We start from the raw sequence: 18497 nt of genomic DNA, 5'->3' as shown, positions 1-18497 counted from the left end.
AAGCTCATGGAGGGGGCTGGTTGAGGGGGCTCAGTGTGCCAAGGGTGGGGGCGGCTGGCTATTTATGCAGTGTCTCCCTAAAGCACCAAAAGAAAAGGGAATAGATTTATTTATTCGGCCCATTTCCCGTCCGCTAACTCCGTTATCTGTTTTAACCGCTGCACGAATCACCGTGAAAACCCAATGGCTCATCGCTGCCCCATCCAGAGGGAGCCCGGCGCGTGGAAAAAGGCTTCGCTTGTCCACGCGCTGCTGCCTGATGGCAACGCCTAGAAAAAAGGGACAGACTTATCGTCTGCCGATATTTGCCGGGTCGCCTATGTCTTACCTTCGCGGCCCGCCCGCTTACTCATCAGGTGACATGACATGAACCACGCCTTTTCCGTCCTCCCCCAGAGCTTCGTGATTGCACAGTTAGAGCGGGATGCTGACCTGCCGAATGAGGTTTTGGCGTCACCAGGCTTCATGTCGATCACCCGGACGGACGATGAGCTTTCGATTGTCTGCGCTGAGGGCGTTGCAACCGGTTTAGCCCGAGTGGATAGCGATTGGCGCGTGATCAAGGTGCAGGGTCCGTTCGCCTTTGATCAGACGGGTGTCCTGGCCTCCTTCCTTGACCCCCTCGCGGCTGCCGCGATCGGCATTTTCGCGGTGAGCACCTTCGATACTGACTACATCTTGGTCAAGTCGACGAATCTTGAAAATGCCGTGCAAGTCCTGAAAGACGTGGGTCACCGTCTCCTGGAGTGACAACTCTGAGTCGGGAAAAGCGAACGGTTATTTACCTTTCAGGTAGCAAGCTTCATAACACCCTGTCACTTTCTTCGACGAAGCCGCTCAATCCCACAAGGCGTGAACCCATGCAGCTAACGACACTGCTCATCCCAACCTACACCCAAATGCTCAAAACCCTCTCAGGCTGGCTAAAGAAGGCGCAGGCCCAGCTGCCAGAGGCAGAGGCACAAGCGCTGTTATCGGCACGTTTGGCGCCCGACATGTATCCGCTGTCGACGCAGGTTCGCTTTGCCTGTGTGCAGGCGCGAGAAGCCGTGTGCCGTCTGAGAGGAGAGGCGTTTCCGCCTGCTATCAACGAGCTGCTGAACGAGGGACGTCAGGCTGTCAAAAGCCCTGGATCGCTCGCTGACGCTCATGCGCGGATCGATGAGACGGTCGCGTTGCTCGACGGCCTCGCAGCTGATGCGCTCGATGTAGATGGAGACAAGCCCATCGCCCATGAACTTCCAAACGGGATGGTCCTGGATCTGACCGCAGACCAATACGCCCGTGACTGGACGCTGGGCCAGTTCTATTTCCACGTCATGACGGCCTATTCGATATTGCGCAGCGAAGGGATCAATCTTGGCAAGGCTGACTACGTGGCGCACATGCTGACCCATGTCCGGCCGGAAACCATTCCGAAGGGCTAGGAAAGTTGCCACGACACGGCGTGTGCAAAAGGCTCCGCCGTTTTCACCCCACGATGCCGAGGGCCGGCGGAGTAGGCGGGTGTGGTGGCGTAGGGTGGCAACGCTTTTCTGTCCACGCGGTTATGGCTTATGGCTAAGCCTTCAAAGGAAGGGGACAGATTCATTTACCGTTCAGATTGCGAGCGTGTCCCGACCTGAATAGCCCGGCGCGTCTGAAACCGCATGTCACCGCTGCGGAATCGTGTCCCCCCAAATCCAGCCATGTTGCGCTCAGCTTCAACCGTACTCTCTCGTGACTCAGCCGTTCGGCACGACCTCGTAGGGCGTATTGCTGAAGAAGATGTTGCGCCAGTCCGGGCGCCATTGAGGAATGCTCAGGGTGAAGCGTTGGGTGCGCTTGTTGAAGTCGATCCAGGTCACGCCCAGGCTTTGGCTGTCCTCGCTCGCCCGCAGGTCTACTGAGCGAGTGGTAAAGAGCGGGCTGCGATACACCTTCGACCGATCCGCACGGTCGACGATGCGCAGATACGACAGGCCACCGTCAGGGGCCAGCAAGCCCTGTACCGGTACGCTTTCGATCAAATGGCCACCTTGCGGGCTGACTTGCGAAACCGACGGCGGCGCGCTCAGCGCTTCGCTAAGGCTCCAGCCAAAGAGCAAGGTGAGTAACGCGAGAAGGCTGCATATAACGAGAATGGATTTATTCATGTCAGCGTTTCGGCAGGGTGATAGCGGGCGTGCCAGGTGGCAGGGGTTCGCGTAGCAGATCGGAAAACACGCGGAAGTCTCCGCCTCGTTTGTATCTGGCCCGGTAGTCGGCGAAATGGCTGTTCAGCACAAGCACGTAGCGTTTGCGCTGCTCGTCTATGTAGCGCCTTTGGTTCTGCGCACTCATTCCAAACAACGACTGCTGCATGATGCCTCTGGAGACCGAGTCGACGCCGGCATTATGCGCTGCGGTCTCCCTGCGTTCGCTGCCTGATCACGACTCACAGACCCAGCTATCGATTCGTTCAGCATGGGCCTGCCTGCCGCGGCTCCTGCCGTATCATGCCTACCCGTTTCTGCTATTGATCACTCCCATGACTACCCTCGAACTCATCGCCTCCGCACTGGGCGTCCTTTCCGTCTGGCTCACCGTGCGGCAGAACTCGCTGTGCTGGCCTAGTGGGTTGGTGATGGTGTCGCTGTATGCCTGGTTCTTTTTCGAGGTGCGGTTGTATTCGCAGGTGCTGCTCAATGGGGTGTTCGCCGCGATGCAGGTCTATGGATGGTGGCAATGGACGCGGGGCAGCGGGCGGGAAGGTGGGCGGCCGGTGGTAGGCGCGACGGCAATGGAGGTCGGCGTTGGGCTCCTCGTGGCGGTGCTGGGGAGCGTCGGGCTGGGTGTGCTGATGGCGACGGTTACCGAAGCGGCGTACCCCTGGCCGGATGCAACGCTGACGGCCTTCAGCTTGCTGGCGCAGTTGTGGATGGCGCTTAAGCGCTGGCAGTGCTGGGTGTTGTGGATTGTGGTGGACACGCTCTACGTGGGGTTCTTTGCCTTTCAGGAATACTGGCTCACCGCCGGGCTGTACGGCTTGTTCACGTTGCTGGCGGTGATGGGCCTGCACGAATGGTGGCAGGCGAGGGCGGCGGTTCATGAACACGGGACGCCCGCAAACAGTTGACGATGCAGGGCAGGCTTTTAGCCCACCGGAACGGTGTTGGGCCAAGAGTGGTGGGCTGAAGCCCACCCTACGAATAAAGGCCAGCGGCCCCGGTGTCGTAGACCTGATAAAAGGCTCAGCTAGTCCCAGGCTGGCCGGCGCACTTTAAGCTCTTCTTGCTCGCCTAGATTGGCAGGCCTGTCTACGTTCGGGACAACGCTCATTTCCGACCAAGGTGCCGTCAGGCACTTCGGATACTGCTACGCTGCATCAGCAAAACCCGCGTTTCAGAGCGCCTCGATCCACGTCCAGGTAGACCCCGGTTGCCGCTCTCAAAGATCGGCATCGCCCCTGTCAGCAACAAGCCCGCCCATTCGCCAGAGCAGACTGTTCCTCATGTTGTTCCGCCGTTTCGAAAACCTGATCGATGTCTTCAAGCCCAGCCCGGACGTCGCTCCGCCCGCTGGCATGCTGCGTTTTTATGTCCATTACCTGAAGCAGGTCTGGCCGTTGATGACCGCCGTGCTGGTGGTCGGCTTTTTCGCGGCGTTGATCGAGGTGGCGCTGTTCAGCTTTCTTGGCCAGTTGATCGACATGGCGCAGACCACTAGCGATGCGCAGACCTTCTTCACCGAGCACCGCAACGCGTTGCTGTGGATGGCGGCGGTGGCGCTGATCATCCGGCCCTTGGTGTTCGGCCTGCACAACCTGCTGACGCATCAGGCGATCAACCCGGGATTGACCAATCTGATCCGCTGGCAGAACCACCGCTACGTGCTCAAGCAGAGCCTGAACTTTTTCCAGAACGATTTCGCCGGGCGCATCGCCCAGCGCGTGATGCAAACCGGCCCGTCGCTGCGTGATTCGGCCATGCAGGTGATCGACGCGCTGTGGCATGTGGTGGTCTACGCCGGTAGCGCGCTGTACCTGTTCGCTGCCGCCGACCTGCGTTTGATCGTGCCGCTGGCGCTGTGGATCGTCGGCTACAGCGCCGCGCTTTGGTACTTCGTGCCGCGCATTCGGGCGCGCTCGGCGGCGGCGTCCGCGGCGCGCTCGAAGGTGATGGGGCGAGTGGTGGACGGCTACAGCAATGTCGCCACGCTCAAGCTGTTCGCCCATTCGCGGGAGGAGGAAAGCTATGCCCGCGAGGCCATGCAGGAGCTGCTCGGCAAATTCCGTCTGCAGTCGCGGGTGATCACCAGCCTGGATTTCCTGATCACCTGCATGAACGGCCTGTTGATCGTCGGCACCGGCGCGCTGGCGCTGTGGTTATGGAGCGAGGCGCTGATCACGACCGGCGCCATCGCCCTGGCGCTGGGCCTGGTGATCCGCATCAACAACATGGCCGAGTGGATCATGTGGGTGGTCAACGGCATTTTCGAGAACGTCGGCACCGTGCAGGACGGCATGCAGACCATTGTCCAGCCGCGCCACGTGATCGATCGCGAAGACGCCAAGCCGCTGCAGGTGGAGCAGGGCGGCGTGCGCTTCGAGGACGTGCACTTTCATTACGGCAAACAGGGCGGCGTGATCGGCGGGCTCAGCATCGATATCCGCCCGGGCGAGAAGATCGGCCTGGTCGGGCCGTCCGGCGCCGGCAAGTCGACGCTGGTCAACCTGCTGCTGCGCCTCTATGACCTGGAAAGCGGGCGCATCCTCATCGACGGCCAGAACATCGCCGACGTCAATCAGGAAAGCCTGCGCGCCAACATCGGCATGGTCACGCAGGATACGTCGCTGCTGCACCGCTCGATCCGCGACAACCTGCGCTACGGCAGGCCCGAGGCCACCGATGAGCAGCTCTGGGCCGCCGCGCGCAAAGCGCGGGCGGACGACTTCATCGCCAGTCTCGACGACAGCCAGGGCGGGCATGGCTTCGAGGCCAAGGTCGGCGAACGGGGTGTAAAGCTCTCCGGCGGCCAACGTCAGCGCATCGCCATCGCAAGGGTGCTGCTCAAGGACGCGCCGATCCTGGTGCTCGACGAAGCCACTTCAGCACTGGATTCGGAAGTCGAAGCGGCGATTCAGGAAAGCCTCGATACGCTGATGGAGGGCAAGACGGTGATCGCCATCGCGCACCGGCTGTCGACCATCGCGCGGATGGATCGGCTGGTGGTGATCGACGAAGGCCGGGTGATCGAGACCGGCACGCACAACGAGTTGATCGCGCAGGGCGGCCTTTATGCACGGTTGTGGCAGCATCAGACCGGTGGTTTCGTCGGTGTGGACTGAAGGGAACGGCTAGGGCAGATGAAAGGGTTCATCAGACAGAACAGGCGCGCGGGACAATGAAGGTGCTGGTCCTCACCGGCGCCGAATCTACCGGCAAGAGCTGGCTCGCCGCCCGCCTGCAGCAGCGCTTCGGTGGCCTGGTGGTGGGCGAGTACGTCCGGCATTTCATCGACCGCGAACAGCACGATACCTGCCTGGCGGACATCCCGGCCATCGCCCGTGGGCAGCTGGCCTGGGAAGACGCCGCCCGCCGCCAGCAGCCGGAGCTGCTGATCCTCGATACCCACTTGCTGAGCAACATGCTCTGGAGCCGGACGCTGTTCGATGAATACCCGGCGTGGCTGGAGGATGAACTGCTGGCGCGCCGTTACGACCAGCACCTGCTGCTCTCGCCCGAAGGGGCTATATGGCACGCAGACGGCCAGCGCTGCCAACCGGAGACCCTTGAGCGCTTTCGCTTTCATGACGCCTGTCGGCAATGGCTCGAGCGGAACGAGCAACCCTACGTGGAGATCGGCGGGGATTGGGCTAGCCGCGAGCAGCAGGTGATCGCTCAGGCTCAGGCGCTGTTGGGGGCAATGGATCGACACGCGCACAAGCGCGGGTAAATGATCGCTGGCGTGTGGCGTAGGTGGACCGGTGAGGCGTGATCCACTCCTACTGTTTTAGGGTGGGTGTCGCTTTTCACATCCACCGCTGGCGCGGACGGTGAGTCGGCCCTTAGCTTGGGTTGGTTTTATCGGCGGTGAAAGCGGCCTGGTTTGTCGCCGCGTTCTCAGCCTGCCGATCCCGCTGCAAGGCGCGCTGGAGACTGCACTGGCTCGCTGATAAAGTGCGCCCGCTTGCCAACCATTGGCTGACAGGATGTCTGCCCAGCCGCCGCACAGGATGCTTCCATGAAAAAGCTCGCACTTGCCGTTGCCATTCCACTGGCCCTCATCGGCGGCGCCACTGTTTACACCAGTACCCAGGTCGAATCGACCGCCCGCGATGCCGTCGACCAGACCAACATCGGTTTGCGCGAGATGAGCGTTGGAGCCGGTGCCGACGTCGCCGTCAAAATGCTCAGTTTTGAAGGCGGTCTGCTTTCCAGTAGCGCCCGCTATCAGGTCGACATCGAAGTTCAGGACAGGGACGGCGAGACCCGGCATTACGCCGTGCTGTTGAAAGACCGCATCGAGCATGGCCCTTTTCCGGTTTCACGCCTGGCCAATGGGCAGCTGATGCCGGTTGCGGCCAAGAGCCATTTCCGCCTTGAGCGGTCTGTGCAGACCGAAGCGCTGTTCGACGCCGCCTCAGGTGAAAATCCGCTGGTCGGTGACGTCGCCTTCGGCTATGACGGCAGCCAGCATGGCGCGCTGCGCTCGGCCCCCCTCAATCTTGCGAATGAAGACGGCACGCTTCGCGTTGCAGCCGGCACCGTGAACTTCGAAGTGGCCGACGAAAACACGGCCGTGCGACTGGACGGCCAGCTGCCGGAAGTCGACATGAACCTGCAACGCCGTGACGCTGCCAAGCCGGTGCGGGTCAAGCTAAGCGGTGTCGGCCTGACCGTCGACAAGCACGACTACGTCAACGGGTTCGGCCAAGGCCCCTCGGCCATCACGCTTGAACGCATGGAAATTCAGACCGACGACAAGCTCGCTGTGGTCGTCCAGAACGCCTCCATTGACGAGGTGTCGAGCCGCAGCAGCGACGGCTTTGGCCAGTCGATCGCCTACCGCGTCGGCGAGGTGGGGGCCAACGGCCAGTCCATCCGCAACCTGGCGCTCGCCCTCAGCCTGCGCAACCTGGACGAAAGCAGCCTCAAGGCGCTGGTGGAAAGTTACAAGCAGATCCTCGACAGCGCGGCCACCCCGCAGGACGCACTGGACAACGTCACCGACGCTCAGCAGCAGGAGCTGCAGGCGCTCGCGCTGCAATTGCTGAAGCACAAGCCCACCCTGGCGCTCGACGAGTTCGGCTTCGAGACCGCTAACGGTGCGGCCCGCCTGTCCATGGTGGCCGATCTGCAGGGTCCGAGCGCGGAAGCCTTCACTCCGGATGCGATGATCATCAGCCTGCTGGCCTCGCTCAAAGCCGAAGCCGGGATCGATAAAGCTCTGGTTCGCGACGTTGCCCGCCTGATTGCACAACGTGAGCTGCAAGGCGGGCAGGCCGACTCGGTTGAATTGCAGCAGCAGGCAGACCTGACGACCGAGTTGTTCAGCGGTATGGCACTCGGTACTGGTTGGTTCCAGCTGCAAGGCGATCGCCTGGCCAGTTCTCTGCACTACAGCAATGACCGGGTGACCTTGAATGGCCGTGATATGAGCATCCAGGAATTCATCGGCTTTGCCTTCGGTTCGGTACTGGGCGCCAACCAACTCGGCCAGTAAGCACCGGTCAAGCAAGAAGAGGCGACCTTAGGGTCGCCTTTTTTTTCTGCAGAAACCGCATGCGCTCTATCGTGACGGCTCGGGCGGCGGGGCGTCCTGCGAGCGGGCAAGCGCGCCGTATCGATGCCCTTTTTTGCTATCGTGGCCGCCACTTCGTCGACGCTGCCTGTTGCTCGGCAAACTCAGAACCCTTACAGCACGATGGTCGAATCTTCGGCCTCGCAACCGTCCAGGTGCCGCCTTTGCTACACAATGCTGCTCGCCGACCGGCACGTCTCATACCGCTCGCCTTTCTTGTCGCAACCTTGTTGGGCACGGCGCTGCTGTCGCTCCCGGCGGCCACGGCTGGGCCCGGTCAGGCGCCGTTGCTGACGGCGCTGTTTACCGCCGTGTCGGCGGTCTGTGTGACGGGGCTCATCGTGCAGGACACCGCCGTGTATTGGTCGTTTTTCGGGCAATGCGTGATTTTGCTGCTGTTCCAGATCGGCGGCCTGGGCATCATGAGCGGTGCCACGCTGCTCGGCCTGATGGTCAAGCGGCGCCTGCAGTTGAGCAGCCGCCTGGTCGCCCAGCAGGAGACGCGATCGCTCGGGCTCGGGGATGTCGCAGGCGTGTTGCGGCTGATCCTGCTGGTTACCTTGAGCGTCGAGCTGATCGTGACGGCAATCCTCACCCTACATTTTCGCCTGAGCTACGACCTTACCTGGTCCAAGGCCCTCTGGGACGGGCTTTTCCATGCGATATCGGCATTCAATAACGCGGGCTTCTCGACTTACTCAGACAACCTCGTGCAGTTCGCCACGGATCCTGTGGTGCTGGTGCCGATCATGCTGGCGGTGATCATCGGCGGTCTGGGTTTTCCGGTGCTCTACGAGTTTCGTCGCGATCAGCGCGGCAGGCCCTGGACCATCCATACGCGCATCACGCTGTGGGGTTCGGCTGTGCTGCTGTTAGGCGGCATGGTGGCGATCCTGTTCTACGAGTGGAGCAACCCGAACACGCTCGGCGGCATGAGCCTAGGCGACAAATTGCTGTCGGGGCTGTTCACTTCAGCGGTGGCGCGCACGGCGGGCTTCAACAGTCTGGACGTCGGCCAGTTCGAGGCGCAGACGCTCGCCGTGCATTACTTCCTGATGTTCGTCGGCGGCGGCAGCGCAGGCACCGCAGGCGGCATCAAGGTGACGACCTTCTTCCTGCTGTTCTTCTTTATCTGGGCGGAAATTCGTGGCAACGCAGATACGGTCGCGTTCCGCCGGCGTATCTCTTACGCCACGCAACGTCAGGCGCTGACGGTGCTGTTTCTCGGCTCGCTCACCGTCGGTATCGGCACCATGTTGCTGCTCAGCGTGACGGACTACGAGCTCGGCGTGGTGCTGTTCGAGGCCGTGTCCGCGTTCGCCACGGTCGGCTTGTCCACCGGCATCACGGCGGACCTGCCAGCGTCCGGCCAGCTCGTGATCATCGCCCTGATGTTCATCGGCCGGGTCGGCACCATTACCCTGGCGACGGCCCTTGCGCTGCGCAGCGTGACCAAACATTACCGCTATCCGGAGGAACGCCCCATTGTTGGATAACCTGTTCGGCAAGACATTCGATAACGACAGTGTCGCCGTCATCGGCTTGGGGCGATTCGGGTCGGCGGTTGCCGATTCGCTCACATCCATGGGCCACGAGGTGCTGGGCATAGACAGCAACAGCGCCAATGTGCAGCAATGGGTCGATCAGCTGACCCACGTGGCCCAGGCCGACGCGACCGACATCCGCGCGCTGCGCCAGCTGGGGGTGGATCAGTTCCGCCATGTGGTGGTGAGCATCGGCACCGACCTGGAAGCCAGCGTGCTGACCGTGCTGGCGCTGCAGGAACTGGGCGTGCCGGACATCTGGGCCAAAGCCTTGAGCAAGCGCCACGGGCTGATCCTCGAACGCACTGGTGCGCATCACGTCGTCTATCCGGAAACCTCGATGGGTGAGCGGGTGGCACATCTGGTTACCGGCAAGATGTTCGAATTCATTGAATTCGACGACGGCTTCGCCATTGCCTCGACCCATGCCCCGAAGCGTATCCACAACAAGACTCTCGCCGACTCCGGAGTGCGCACGCATTACGGCGTAACCATTGTCGGGGTCAAGCGGGCCCATGAAGACTTCATCTACGCCAAGCCGGAAACCCTGATCCACCCTGGCGACATCCTGATCGTGGCGGGTGAAACCAAACGGGTAGAGAAGTTTGCGGCGGCGAAGGGCTAGCGACCTCACCGAGCGGGACGACCTGACCGCTCGGAGCTGAACATGAACGGTCGATGCTTGGACCCGGTCGCATCTAAAGGCCATCGGGAGACACATGCATGACCACGCTGAGCACTGTTTGCTGGGGCGCCCTGGTGCTCGGCCTGGTAAACGGGCCGCGTCATGCGGCCCGTGATCGTCCAGCGGTCGGTCGTCAGCTTTCTCGCTTGATCACGCAAACGCGGTCCGTACAGGTGCCCGCTTGGGTGGCGTCCAGGCCTTTGGCGGCGTCGCGAGTGCCGACCGTTTCGCCGGCCAGTCCACCGCCGGTTGGGGACGCGGTGCCGGCGTTTCGCGGGTAGTCCGTGCCGGCCCGTTTGGCCGCCGTGCCCACATCGTAGCGGCCGGTATCGCCGGAGTCCGTAGGGGTGTCGGCGGTATGGCCTGCAGCCGTGGTACCGGTGGTGCCGGTAGCCGGGGCGCCCGCCTCGCGATGGGCCGTCGCCGAGTGGTCTGCATGACTGGCAGACCCAGCGAAATGCTTGTCCAGATGGCTGTCGCCGCCGGTTGCGCCGGCATAGGGACTGGTTGCGCCGGAATAGCCAGGGGTCGTGCCCGCACCGGTGCCGTTGTCGTCGATATTGAGCGCGCCGTTATACTCCAGCGCATCGCGCGCACGGATCAATTGGTCGTCGTCGTACACATCGACCGCCAGTACCAGCGAGCCACGGCGTACGGCTTCCGGGTAGGCGGTCGCATGGCGACGGTGTTCTTCGTGCGGCTCATGGCCGAACAACGATTTGAAGAAGTGGGCGACTTTGCCCTCGTGATGCTCGCGGTCGACGGTACCGCCCTCGGTGGAGTAAGGCGCGTCGTAGGCATGAATATTCGCGCTGTCGGCACCTACGGAGTGAATCTGCTCTTTGCCGATGCCCCGTGACATCAGGTCGCCCACGGTACGGTTGGCGTCGGTCGGCGTCGCAAACGCCGCTACTAGTGTGTGTTTCATGGTTCACCTCGCGTTGTGTTGAACAACTGGGAAGGTAGAGCGCTGCGCGGGCCGGGGTGGAGCGGGTCCTGCTGCGAACCGTCATGGCGACGGTTGCTGCGGCGACCGATCAAAAGCAACGCTCTTGAATATTGGGTCTGGCCGCAGGGGCATAGTTCAGCACGAAGGATCAGCGGTCGGCTTCGTCTTATGTCGGTGGCCGCTCGAGCGCATGGATGGCGTCGCTGGTGAGTGGCGCGCGGTGATGGGTAGAGGGTTGGAGGCGAGCGGCGTATCGGGCTGGAAGCGGCTCGGGTCCGGCGACCAGGGGGAAAACGTTTCCGATCTCCACCCTGTTTGCGGTTGGAGGGTTTAGTCGAGGTCTGCGGCGCTATGGCGCTCGGCGGCTTGCTCCGATTCCTCGCCCCAGGTGCGATTGACCTTGCGTCCGCGAATCACGCCGGGTCGCTCGGCCAGTTCGGCGGCCCAGCGCTGCACGTGCTTGTAATCCTGCACCGAGAGAAACTCACCGGCCTGATAGAGTTCGCCGCGTGCCAGCACGCCGTACCAGGGCCAGATCGCCATGTCGGCAATGGTGTATCCGGCGCCGGCGATGTAGCGGTTCTCCGCCAGCTGGCGATCCAGCACGTCGAGCTGGCGCTTGACCTCCATCGCGTAGCGGTTGATCGGGTATTCGTACTTCTCCGGTGCATAGGCATAGAAGTGACCGAAGCCGCCGCCGAGGAAGGGCGCCGAGCCCATCTGCCAGAACAGCCAGTTCATCGTTTCGGTGCGCGCACGGGTTTCGGTCGGCAGAAAGGCACCGAACTTCTCAGCCAGGTACACCAGGATCGAACCGGACTCGAACACTCGCAGCGGTTCGCCTTCGACGCTGTGGTCGGCGAGTGCAGGAATCTTCGAGTTCGGATTGATCTCGACAAAGCCACTGCCGAACTGGTCGCCATCACCGATCTTGATCAGCCAGGCGTCGTATTCGGCACCGCTGTGGCCGAGCGCCAGCAGCTCTTCGAGCATGATCGAGACCTTCACCCCATTGGGCGTGGCCAGCGAATACAGCTGCAACGGATGCTTGCCCACCGGCAGCGTTTTTTCCTCCCGCGCACCGGCGGTCGGCGCGTTAATGCTGGCGAACTTGCCGCCCGAGGGCGCGTCGTGGGTCCAGACTTTTGGCGGTACGTAAGGGGTGTCAGGCATGGGCAATCTCCTCGAGTGGGTTGAACCGGGGATGTGCACAGCATCCTACGCGTTTGGACGGCAGGGTCGAAATCAAGCAGGTTGATAGTGCGCATCAACGTTGCGTAGGCGCGCGCTTTATTTAGCTGGGCAGGACTGGCGGCCCGTGGCTAAACGGGCCTATTGAGCACCAGCAAGCTGGCGCCTACAGCGATCTATCCAGGGCGACGGTGGCGAGTCAGGACTCTCGGAAATGCGGCAGGTCGTGTTTGGTCAGCGGCAGCCGGACGATAAAGGTCGTGCCTTGCTCGGCATTGGATTCGACATGAATGGTGCCCTGGTGGGCGGCCACTATCTCGCTGGCAATATAGAGCCCCAGGCCTAGCCCGGAGTGAGGTCCGTGCTCCCCAGCGGCGTACTGGGAGTGGCGGCTCATGGGGTTGAAGATGTCCGCAATTACCTCCTCCGCAATCGGTTCGCCCTGGTTGTGCACGGAAAACACCGCATGCGTCTGTTCAGCGTGCAGGGACACCCTGATCTGTGACGTGGCGCTGCCGTGCTGCACGGCGTTGCCGATCAGATTGGAAAATACCTGCTCCATCCGCGCGGCGTCGAACGGCCCGGTCAGGTTTCCGCTGGTCTCGCAGAGAATGTTGCGGTCCGGGTGATAGGCCAGCACTTCTTCAGCCATGCCTTCGCACACCGCGGCCAGATTGGTTTCCACCCGGTGCACCGGAATGCCTGCACCGCTCTGCGAACGGGTGAAATCGAGCAGGTCGTTGACGATCTTGTTGGCACGTTTGACGCTGGTATAGATGCGCGACGCCAACATGGTCGGCTTGGGCCCGAGGCTGCCGTCGAGCAACAGCACCTCTGCACCGAGCTGAATCGCGCCTAGAGGCGTGCGCAGGTCGTGTCCGAGGATGGCCAGGAAGACGTTCCGCGTACCCTTGACCGTTTGTGAGTAGGCGTCCACGGATTCGGCAAGCGCCTGGTCAATGGCTTCGTTGAAGCGGGTCATGTCCTCGACTTCGAAGTCGGTACCTGACTTGATTACTTGCAACCACTTGCTCAGTACGCTGGAGCGCAGGGCACGGTACTCGGACACCATTTCATTGATGCTGAAGCCGGCGCCATGACGCAACACTGCGTGAGATTGCGCCGCCGTTTCACCGCTGCTCTTGTGGGTCTTGCCGATGGATTTGTCGAACTGCTGGGCTTTGGACTGACTGGTGCTCAGGTCGTCGGCAATCGTTCGCAGCATCTGCTCGGCATGGTCCCGCAGGGCGTCGGTGTCCATGGAGCGGGTTCCCAGAATGGTTCTGGCGAAGTCTTCCCACGACTGGAGAATGGGCTCGAGGTTATCGAGAATGAACGTGGCAAGGCGCATCGGGCTGCTCCGTAGGTTGGACGCCGCTAAGCTCACCTGGACACCGGGGGCGTCTTGCTTGCCCACGGCTGATGCGGATGTGGCCGACGCGAAATCAAAGGATCGGGTAACGCGCACCCAGTATGCACCAGCCCTGTCGCAGTTATGGCGCGAACCGCTGCTCGGTCACCGGGCGGCGGCCTGGGTAAGTCCAGCGAAGCGGTCAGCAGCGAGCGTCGAGGCGCAGGTGGTGCGGCTCGTGAGGTTGATCAAGCCGATTTGATAGGGAGGCGTCGGCATCGACTAGCCGAGCGGCGCCTACAGGGGAAATGGCTTACTGCTGAAACGAAAAAGCCGCTGCCCAGATCATGCTGCAGCGGCTTCAGGTTTGTTTTGCCAGAGTGCTTAGCCGCGAGCGCCCCGTACCCCTTCGCTCAACTCGCGGCACAGACCGAGCACGCCCTTGACGGCTTGTTCAGAGTTTTCGGCATTGGCGATCTGGTCGATCAGCGCCGAGCCCACCACCACGCCCTCGGTCAGTCGGGCGATGGCGGCGGCCTGTTCCGGCGTGCGAATGCCGAAGCCGACACAGACGGGCAGATCGGTATGGCGCTTGAGGCGCGCCACGGCTTCCTCGACGTGTTCCAGGGTGGCGGAACCGGCACCGGTCACGCCGGCCACCGAGACGTAGTAGACGAAGCCCGAGCTGCCGTTTAGCACGGTAGGCAAGCGCTGGTCGTCGGTGGTCGGGGTGGTCAGGCGGATGAAGTCGATGCCGGCGCTCTGGGCCGGGTCGCAGAGTTCGTCGTTATGCTCCGGCGGCAGGTCGACGACGATCAGGCCGTCGACGCCGGATTCTTTCGCATCGCTGACGAAGCGCTCGACGCCATAGGCGAAGATCGGGTTGTAGTAACCCATCAATACCAGCGGGGTGCTGCTGTTGGTCTCGCGGAATTCGCGGACCATCTGCAGCGTCTTCGGCAGGTTCTGCTTGGCCGCCAGGGCGCGGATGTTGGCCAGCTGGATCGCCGGGCCGTCGGCCATCGGGTCGGTGAACGGCATGCCCAGCTCGATGACGTCGGCGCCGGCCTCCGGCAACCCCTTGAGGATGGCGAGCGAGGTGGCGTAGTCCGGGTCACCGGCGGTCACGAAGGTGACCAGCGCGGCGCGGTTTTCCTGCTTCAGCTGGTCGAAGCGCGTCTGCAAACGGGCGTTTACCGAGCTCATATGTGTTCTTCCTGTTCGTCGTAGTGGTGCATGACGGTTTGCATGTCCTTGTCGCCGCGGCCGGAGAGGTTGATCACCATCAGGTGTTTCTTGGGCAGCGTCGCCGCGCGCTTGAAGGCTTCAGCCAAAGCGTGAGCGGATTCCAGCGCAGGGATGATGCCTTCCAGGCGGCAGCACTGGTGGAAGGCCTTCAGCGCTTCGTCGTCAGTGCAGGGCACGTATTCGACGCGCTTGATCTCGTGCAACCAGGCGTGCTCCGGGCCGACGCCGGGGTAGTCGAGGCCGGCGGAGATGGAATGTGCGTCGGTGATCTGGCCGTCGGCGTCCTGCAGCAGGAAGGTGCGGTTGCCGTGCAGTACACCCGGTGCGCCACCGGCCATGCTCGCGGCGTGCTTGCCGGTGTCGATGCCGTGACCGGCCGCTTCGACGCCGACGATCTGTACCGCTTCGTCATCGAGGAAGGGGTGGAACAGGCCAATGGCGTTGGAGCCGCCACCGATGCAGGCGACCAGCGAGTCGGGCAGGCGGCCTTCTTTCTCCATGATCTGCTCGCGTACTTCGTTGCCGATCACCGACTGGAAGTCACGCACCATGGCCGGGTAGGGGTGCGGGCCGGCGGCCGTGCCGATCAGGTAGAAGGTGTCGTGGACGTTGGTCACCCAGTCGCGCAGGGCTTCGTTCATCGCGTCCTTCAGCGTGCCGGTGCCGGCGGTGACCGGGATCACCTCGGCGCCAAGGAGCTTCATGCGGAAGACGTTGGCCTGCTGGCGCTCGATGTCTGTGGTGCCCATGTAGACCACGCACTGCATGCCGAAACGCGCGGCCACGGTGGCAGTGGCCACGCCGTGCATGCCGGCGCCGGTCTCGGCGATGATGCGCTGCTTGCCCATGCGCTTGGCCAACAGGATCTGGCCGATGCAGTTGTTGATCTTGTGCGCGCCGGTGTGGTTCAGGTCTTCGCGCTTGAGGTAGATCTTGGCGCCGCCGAACTGCTCGGTCAGGCGTTCGGCGTAATACAGCGGGCTGGCGCGGCCGATGTAGTCGCGCTGGAAGTAGGCCAGCTCCTCAAGAAACGCCGGATCACTCTTGGCCTTCTCGTATTCGGCGGCCAGCTGGTTGATCAGCGGCATCAGGGTTTCGGCGACGAACTGGCCGCCGAAGCGGCCAAACAGGCCCCTGGCGTCAGGGCCGCTGCGGAATGAAGTCATGGTCATCTCCTGCGGGAATGAGTGGCAGCCGCCCTGGCTTGGCCAAAGGCATGCGCGATGGGCAGGAAATTACCCGAGTCGAGCCACGATAAAAAGCGATAAGATCGCCTGGACCTGTCAGGAAATCTCACACATGAGCCAAGCCCTTCCTCCCCTCAACGCGTTGCGCGCCTTTGAAGCGGCTGCCCGGCTGCAGAGCGTAAGCCAAGCGGCAGCGGAACTCAGCGTGACCCACGGTGCGGTCAGTCGGCAGATCCGGCTGCTCGAAGACGACCTCGGCGTGGCGCTGTTCAGCAAAGATGGTCGCGGCGTAAAACTCACCGATGCAGGGCTGCGATTACGTGAGGCTGCCGGCGAGGCATTCGAGCGATTGCGGGACGCCTGCGCCGACCTGCGCCAGCAGACCGCCGATGCGCCGTTCGTGCTCGGCTGTCCGGGCAGCCTGCTGGCGCGCTGGTTCATTCCGCGGCTGGATCGGCTTAACCGCGAGCTGCCGGATCTGCATCTCCAGCTGGCGGCCAGTGAGGGCGAACTGGACCCGCGCCGACCGGGGATGGACGCCACCCTGCTATATGCTGAGCCGCCGTGGCCAGCCGATATGCAGGTGTTCGAGCTGGCCACCGAATGCATCGGCCCGGTGTTGAGCCCGCATCACCCCAACTGCGCCGCGTTGCGCCAGGCGCCGCCATCGGTGCTGTTCAACGAGGCGCTGCTTTACACCGCCTCTCGGCCGCAGGCGTGGCCCGCCTGGGCGCAGGGCAATGGGCTTGATCCCGGCATGTTGCGCATGGGGCAGGGTTTCGAACATCTCTACTTCCTGTTGGAGGCCGCGCTGGCCGGACTGGGCGTGGCCATCGCGCCGCAACAGCTGGTCGCCGATGACCTGCGCCAGGGCCGCTTGCTGGCGCCGTGGGGCTTTGTCGAAACCCCGGCACGGCTAGCGTTATGGGTGCCGTCTCGGCGGTCCGATCAGCGGGCTGAACGCCTTTCCGGTTGGCTGCGGAGCGAGCTGGGGCAGGCTTCGCTTTAGCCTTTCGGGGAATACAGGGTTTCGGTAGGCGCGATCGACCAGAACGGCCGTCGCACGGGTTTCTCGAACTATGGCGTGAACAACGTGCACATCGCCGCGCCGAGCGTCGACATCATTTCGACGGTGCCGACTTTCAACTGGCGCGGCCGGATTCGCCTACATGAGCGGCACCTCCATTGGCGGCGCCTCACGTGACCGGTGCGGCGGCGCTATATGCCTCAACCCCTGTGCCACCGCCCTCAGGTTCGAGAGGCATTACTGCGCACAGCGGTGATCGACCCGCAGCTCACCGGGGCGGTACAGCAGAACCGCCGGCTCGATGTTTCGAAAATCCGCGCTGAACTGAACTGCAGCGCACCGTAAGACGCAGGCTGAGCATCCGCGTGGCGGGTGCTCAGCTGGCCATGGCGGTATTGCTGTTCGCCGCCACTGGAGCCTTGGCCGCTGGCTTCTCCGTTCCATAACCCTGTGGATTGCGGCTCTGCCAGCGCCAGGCGTCGGTCAGCATTACCAGCAGGTCACGCTCCGCCTTCCAGCCCAGATCGTCACTGGCCTTGCTCGGGTCCGACCAGCACTGTGCGGCGTCACCCGGTCGGCGCGCCTTGAACACATGGGGCAGCGGTCTGCCGATCACTTCTTCAAACGCGGTGATCATCTTGCGTACCGAGTAGCCCCGGCCGGTGCCGAGGTTCCACGTGGAAACACCATGAACCAGGTCGAGGCGCTCCAGTGCCTTGAGGTGCCCCTTGGCCAAGTCCACCACGTGAATGTAATCCCGCACTCCCGTGCCGTCCGGCGTCGGGTAGTCCGCTCCGTATACGTTCAATTGCTTAAGACGGCCCACCGCTACCTGCAGCATGTAGGGCAGCAGGTTATTGGGAATGCCGTTGGGGTCTTCGCCGATCAGGCCGGATTCGTGAGCGCCGATCGGATTGAAGTAGCGCAGCAGGGCAATCGACCAACGCGGGTCCGACTCGGCCAGACCCTTGAGCACGTTTTCCGCCATCAGTTTGGACTGGCCGTAAGGGCTGGCGGGCAGGCCGGTCGGGCAGTTTTCGGTGATCGGCATCTTGGGTGAGTCGCCGTAGACAGTCGCCGATGAGCTGAACACCAACTTGAAGACGCCGGCTTCGGCCATGGCCTGACACAACGCGATGCTGCCGCTGACGTTGGTTTCGTAATAGCGCAGCGGTTCGCGCACGCTTTCACCGACCGCCTTGAGACCGGCGAAGTGCAGCACCGCCGTGATGGGGTAAGAGGCAAACAGCGCCTTGAGCAGCGAGCGGTTTCGCACGTCACCCTTGATGAACTGCAGCGTGCGGCCAGCCAGATGTTCCACGCGGTCCAGTGCCACTTTCGAACTGTTGCTGAGGTCGTCCAACACCAGCACTTCATGGCCAGCCAGCAGGAGCTCAAGCACCGCATGGGACCCGATATAACCAGCACCACCCGTGACGAGAATCATGTCTCTACCTCATGAACCGAATTATCTGACGCACACGGGAGCGCACGGCTGACCGTATGAGCGCGGCCGCTGCAAGCATCTCCAGGGTTGGGTCGGCGAATCGG

Annotated in this window: 18 protein-coding genes; 10 read left to right on the top strand and 8 right to left on the bottom strand. The window is 62.7% G+C overall.

All coding sequences use genetic code 11. The annotated features are described in order from the left end of the window. Positions 1-366 precede the first annotated feature (366 nt). Together AAGW23_RS21490 and AAGW23_RS21485 are read left to right on the top strand one after the other, a co-directional pair. A complete protein-coding gene (locus AAGW23_RS21490; protein WP_342408297.1) occupies positions 367-750 on the top strand; it encodes an ACT domain-containing protein in 384 nt (127 codons plus the stop codon). Positions 751-860: 110 nt separating this feature from the next. Next, positions 861-1427 carry a DUF1993 domain-containing protein gene (locus tag AAGW23_RS21485; protein ID WP_342408296.1) on the top strand — a complete coding sequence of 189 codons (567 nt, stop codon included), beginning with the start codon at positions 861-863 and terminating at the stop codon, positions 1425-1427. Between the two features lie 297 nt (positions 1428-1724). Here AAGW23_RS21485 and AAGW23_RS21480 read toward each other — a convergent pair whose 3' ends face one another. Together AAGW23_RS21480 and AAGW23_RS21475 are read right to left on the bottom strand one after the other, a co-directional pair. Then, complete coding sequence (locus tag AAGW23_RS21480) at positions 1725-2135, bottom strand: hypothetical protein (protein ID WP_342408295.1); 411 nt, start codon at positions 2133-2135, stop codon at positions 1725-1727. Position 2136: 1 nt separating this feature from the next. Then, positions 2137-2343, bottom strand: a complete 207-nt coding sequence (locus AAGW23_RS21475; RefSeq protein ID WP_342408294.1) for a DUF6402 family protein — start codon at positions 2341-2343, stop codon at positions 2137-2139. A 166-nt stretch (positions 2344-2509) separates the two neighbouring features. On the opposite strand from AAGW23_RS21475, the gene pnuC reads away from it, so the two are divergent. The 6 genes from pnuC to AAGW23_RS21445 all read left to right on the top strand — a co-directional run bounded on the left by pnuC (position 2510) and on the right by AAGW23_RS21445 (position 9933). Then, positions 2510-3097, top strand: coding sequence for a nicotinamide riboside transporter PnuC (gene pnuC, locus AAGW23_RS21470; protein WP_342408293.1), 588 nt, complete (start codon positions 2510-2512; stop codon positions 3095-3097). 375 nt (positions 3098-3472) lie between these two features. Then, entirely contained in the window at positions 3473-5308 is a 1836-nt protein-coding gene (locus AAGW23_RS21465) for an ABC transporter ATP-binding protein (protein WP_342408292.1), read from the top strand. Positions 5309-5364: 56 nt separating this feature from the next. Beyond that, on the top strand, positions 5365-5916 hold the full coding sequence (locus AAGW23_RS21460) for an AAA family ATPase (RefSeq protein WP_342408291.1): 552 nt from the start codon (positions 5365-5367) through the stop codon (positions 5914-5916). Positions 5917-6204: 288 nt separating this feature from the next. After that, a complete protein-coding gene (locus AAGW23_RS21455) occupies positions 6205-7686 on the top strand; it encodes a YdgA family protein (RefSeq protein ID WP_342408290.1) in 1482 nt (493 codons plus the stop codon). 59 nt (positions 7687-7745) lie between these two features. Beyond that, positions 7746-9260, top strand: coding sequence for a TrkH family potassium uptake protein (locus AAGW23_RS21450; RefSeq protein ID WP_342408289.1), 1515 nt, complete (start codon positions 7746-7748; stop codon positions 9258-9260). Next, a complete protein-coding gene (locus AAGW23_RS21445) occupies positions 9250-9933 on the top strand; it encodes a TrkA family potassium uptake protein (protein WP_342408288.1) in 684 nt (227 codons plus the stop codon). The genes AAGW23_RS21450 and AAGW23_RS21445 overlap by 11 nt, the downstream gene beginning before the upstream one ends. A gap of 193 nt (positions 9934-10126) precedes the next feature. Here the strand turns inward: AAGW23_RS21445 and AAGW23_RS21440 are convergent, their stop codons facing one another. The 5 genes from AAGW23_RS21440 to trpB form a co-directional block, all read right to left on the bottom strand. After that, the gene (locus tag AAGW23_RS21440) at positions 10127-10921 is read right to left on the bottom strand and encodes a hypothetical protein (RefSeq protein WP_342408287.1); all 795 of its coding nucleotides are present in this window, start codon (positions 10919-10921) and stop codon (positions 10127-10129) included. 351 nt (positions 10922-11272) lie between these two features. Then, positions 11273-12115: a glutathione-dependent disulfide-bond oxidoreductase gene (gene yghU / locus AAGW23_RS21435; RefSeq protein ID WP_342408286.1), complete on the bottom strand. Its 843-nt coding sequence runs from the start codon at positions 12113-12115 to the stop codon at positions 11273-11275. Between the two features lie 217 nt (positions 12116-12332). After that, positions 12333-13484: a sensor histidine kinase gene (locus AAGW23_RS21430; RefSeq protein ID WP_342408285.1), complete on the bottom strand. Its 1152-nt coding sequence runs from the start codon at positions 13482-13484 to the stop codon at positions 12333-12335. A gap of 384 nt (positions 13485-13868) precedes the next feature. Continuing rightward, the gene (gene trpA, locus AAGW23_RS21425; protein ID WP_342408284.1) at positions 13869-14690 is read right to left on the bottom strand and encodes a tryptophan synthase subunit alpha; all 822 of its coding nucleotides are present in this window, start codon (positions 14688-14690) and stop codon (positions 13869-13871) included. Then, the gene (gene trpB, locus AAGW23_RS21420; RefSeq protein WP_342408283.1) at positions 14687-15898 is read right to left on the bottom strand and encodes a tryptophan synthase subunit beta; all 1212 of its coding nucleotides are present in this window, start codon (positions 15896-15898) and stop codon (positions 14687-14689) included. Before trpB ends, trpA begins: the two co-directional genes overlap by 4 nt. A gap of 133 nt (positions 15899-16031) precedes the next feature. On the opposite strand from trpB, the gene AAGW23_RS21415 reads away from it, so the two are divergent. Next, positions 16032-16928, top strand: a complete 897-nt coding sequence (locus AAGW23_RS21415) for a LysR family transcriptional regulator (protein ID WP_342408282.1) — start codon at positions 16032-16034, stop codon at positions 16926-16928. Between the two features lie 213 nt (positions 16929-17141). Then, a complete protein-coding gene (locus AAGW23_RS21410; protein WP_342408281.1) occupies positions 17142-17291 on the top strand; it encodes a hypothetical protein in 150 nt (49 codons plus the stop codon). Between the two features lie 31 nt (positions 17292-17322). Here the strand turns inward: AAGW23_RS21410 and galE are convergent, their stop codons facing one another. Next, positions 17323-18393 (bottom strand): UDP-glucose 4-epimerase GalE, encoded by a 1071-nt coding sequence (gene galE / locus AAGW23_RS21405; protein ID WP_342408280.1) that lies wholly within the window; start codon positions 18391-18393, stop codon positions 17323-17325. Positions 18394-18497: the final 104 nt, after the last annotated feature.

Origin of the sequence: Stutzerimonas chloritidismutans (genome assembly GCF_038562055.1) — a bacterium.
In the GTDB taxonomy this organism is placed as follows: Bacteria; Pseudomonadota; Gammaproteobacteria; order Pseudomonadales; family Pseudomonadaceae; genus Stutzerimonas; species Stutzerimonas chloritidismutans_A.
The sequence above is the reverse complement of the archived record's forward strand: the minus strand, read 5'-3'. Positions and strand labels throughout refer to the sequence as shown.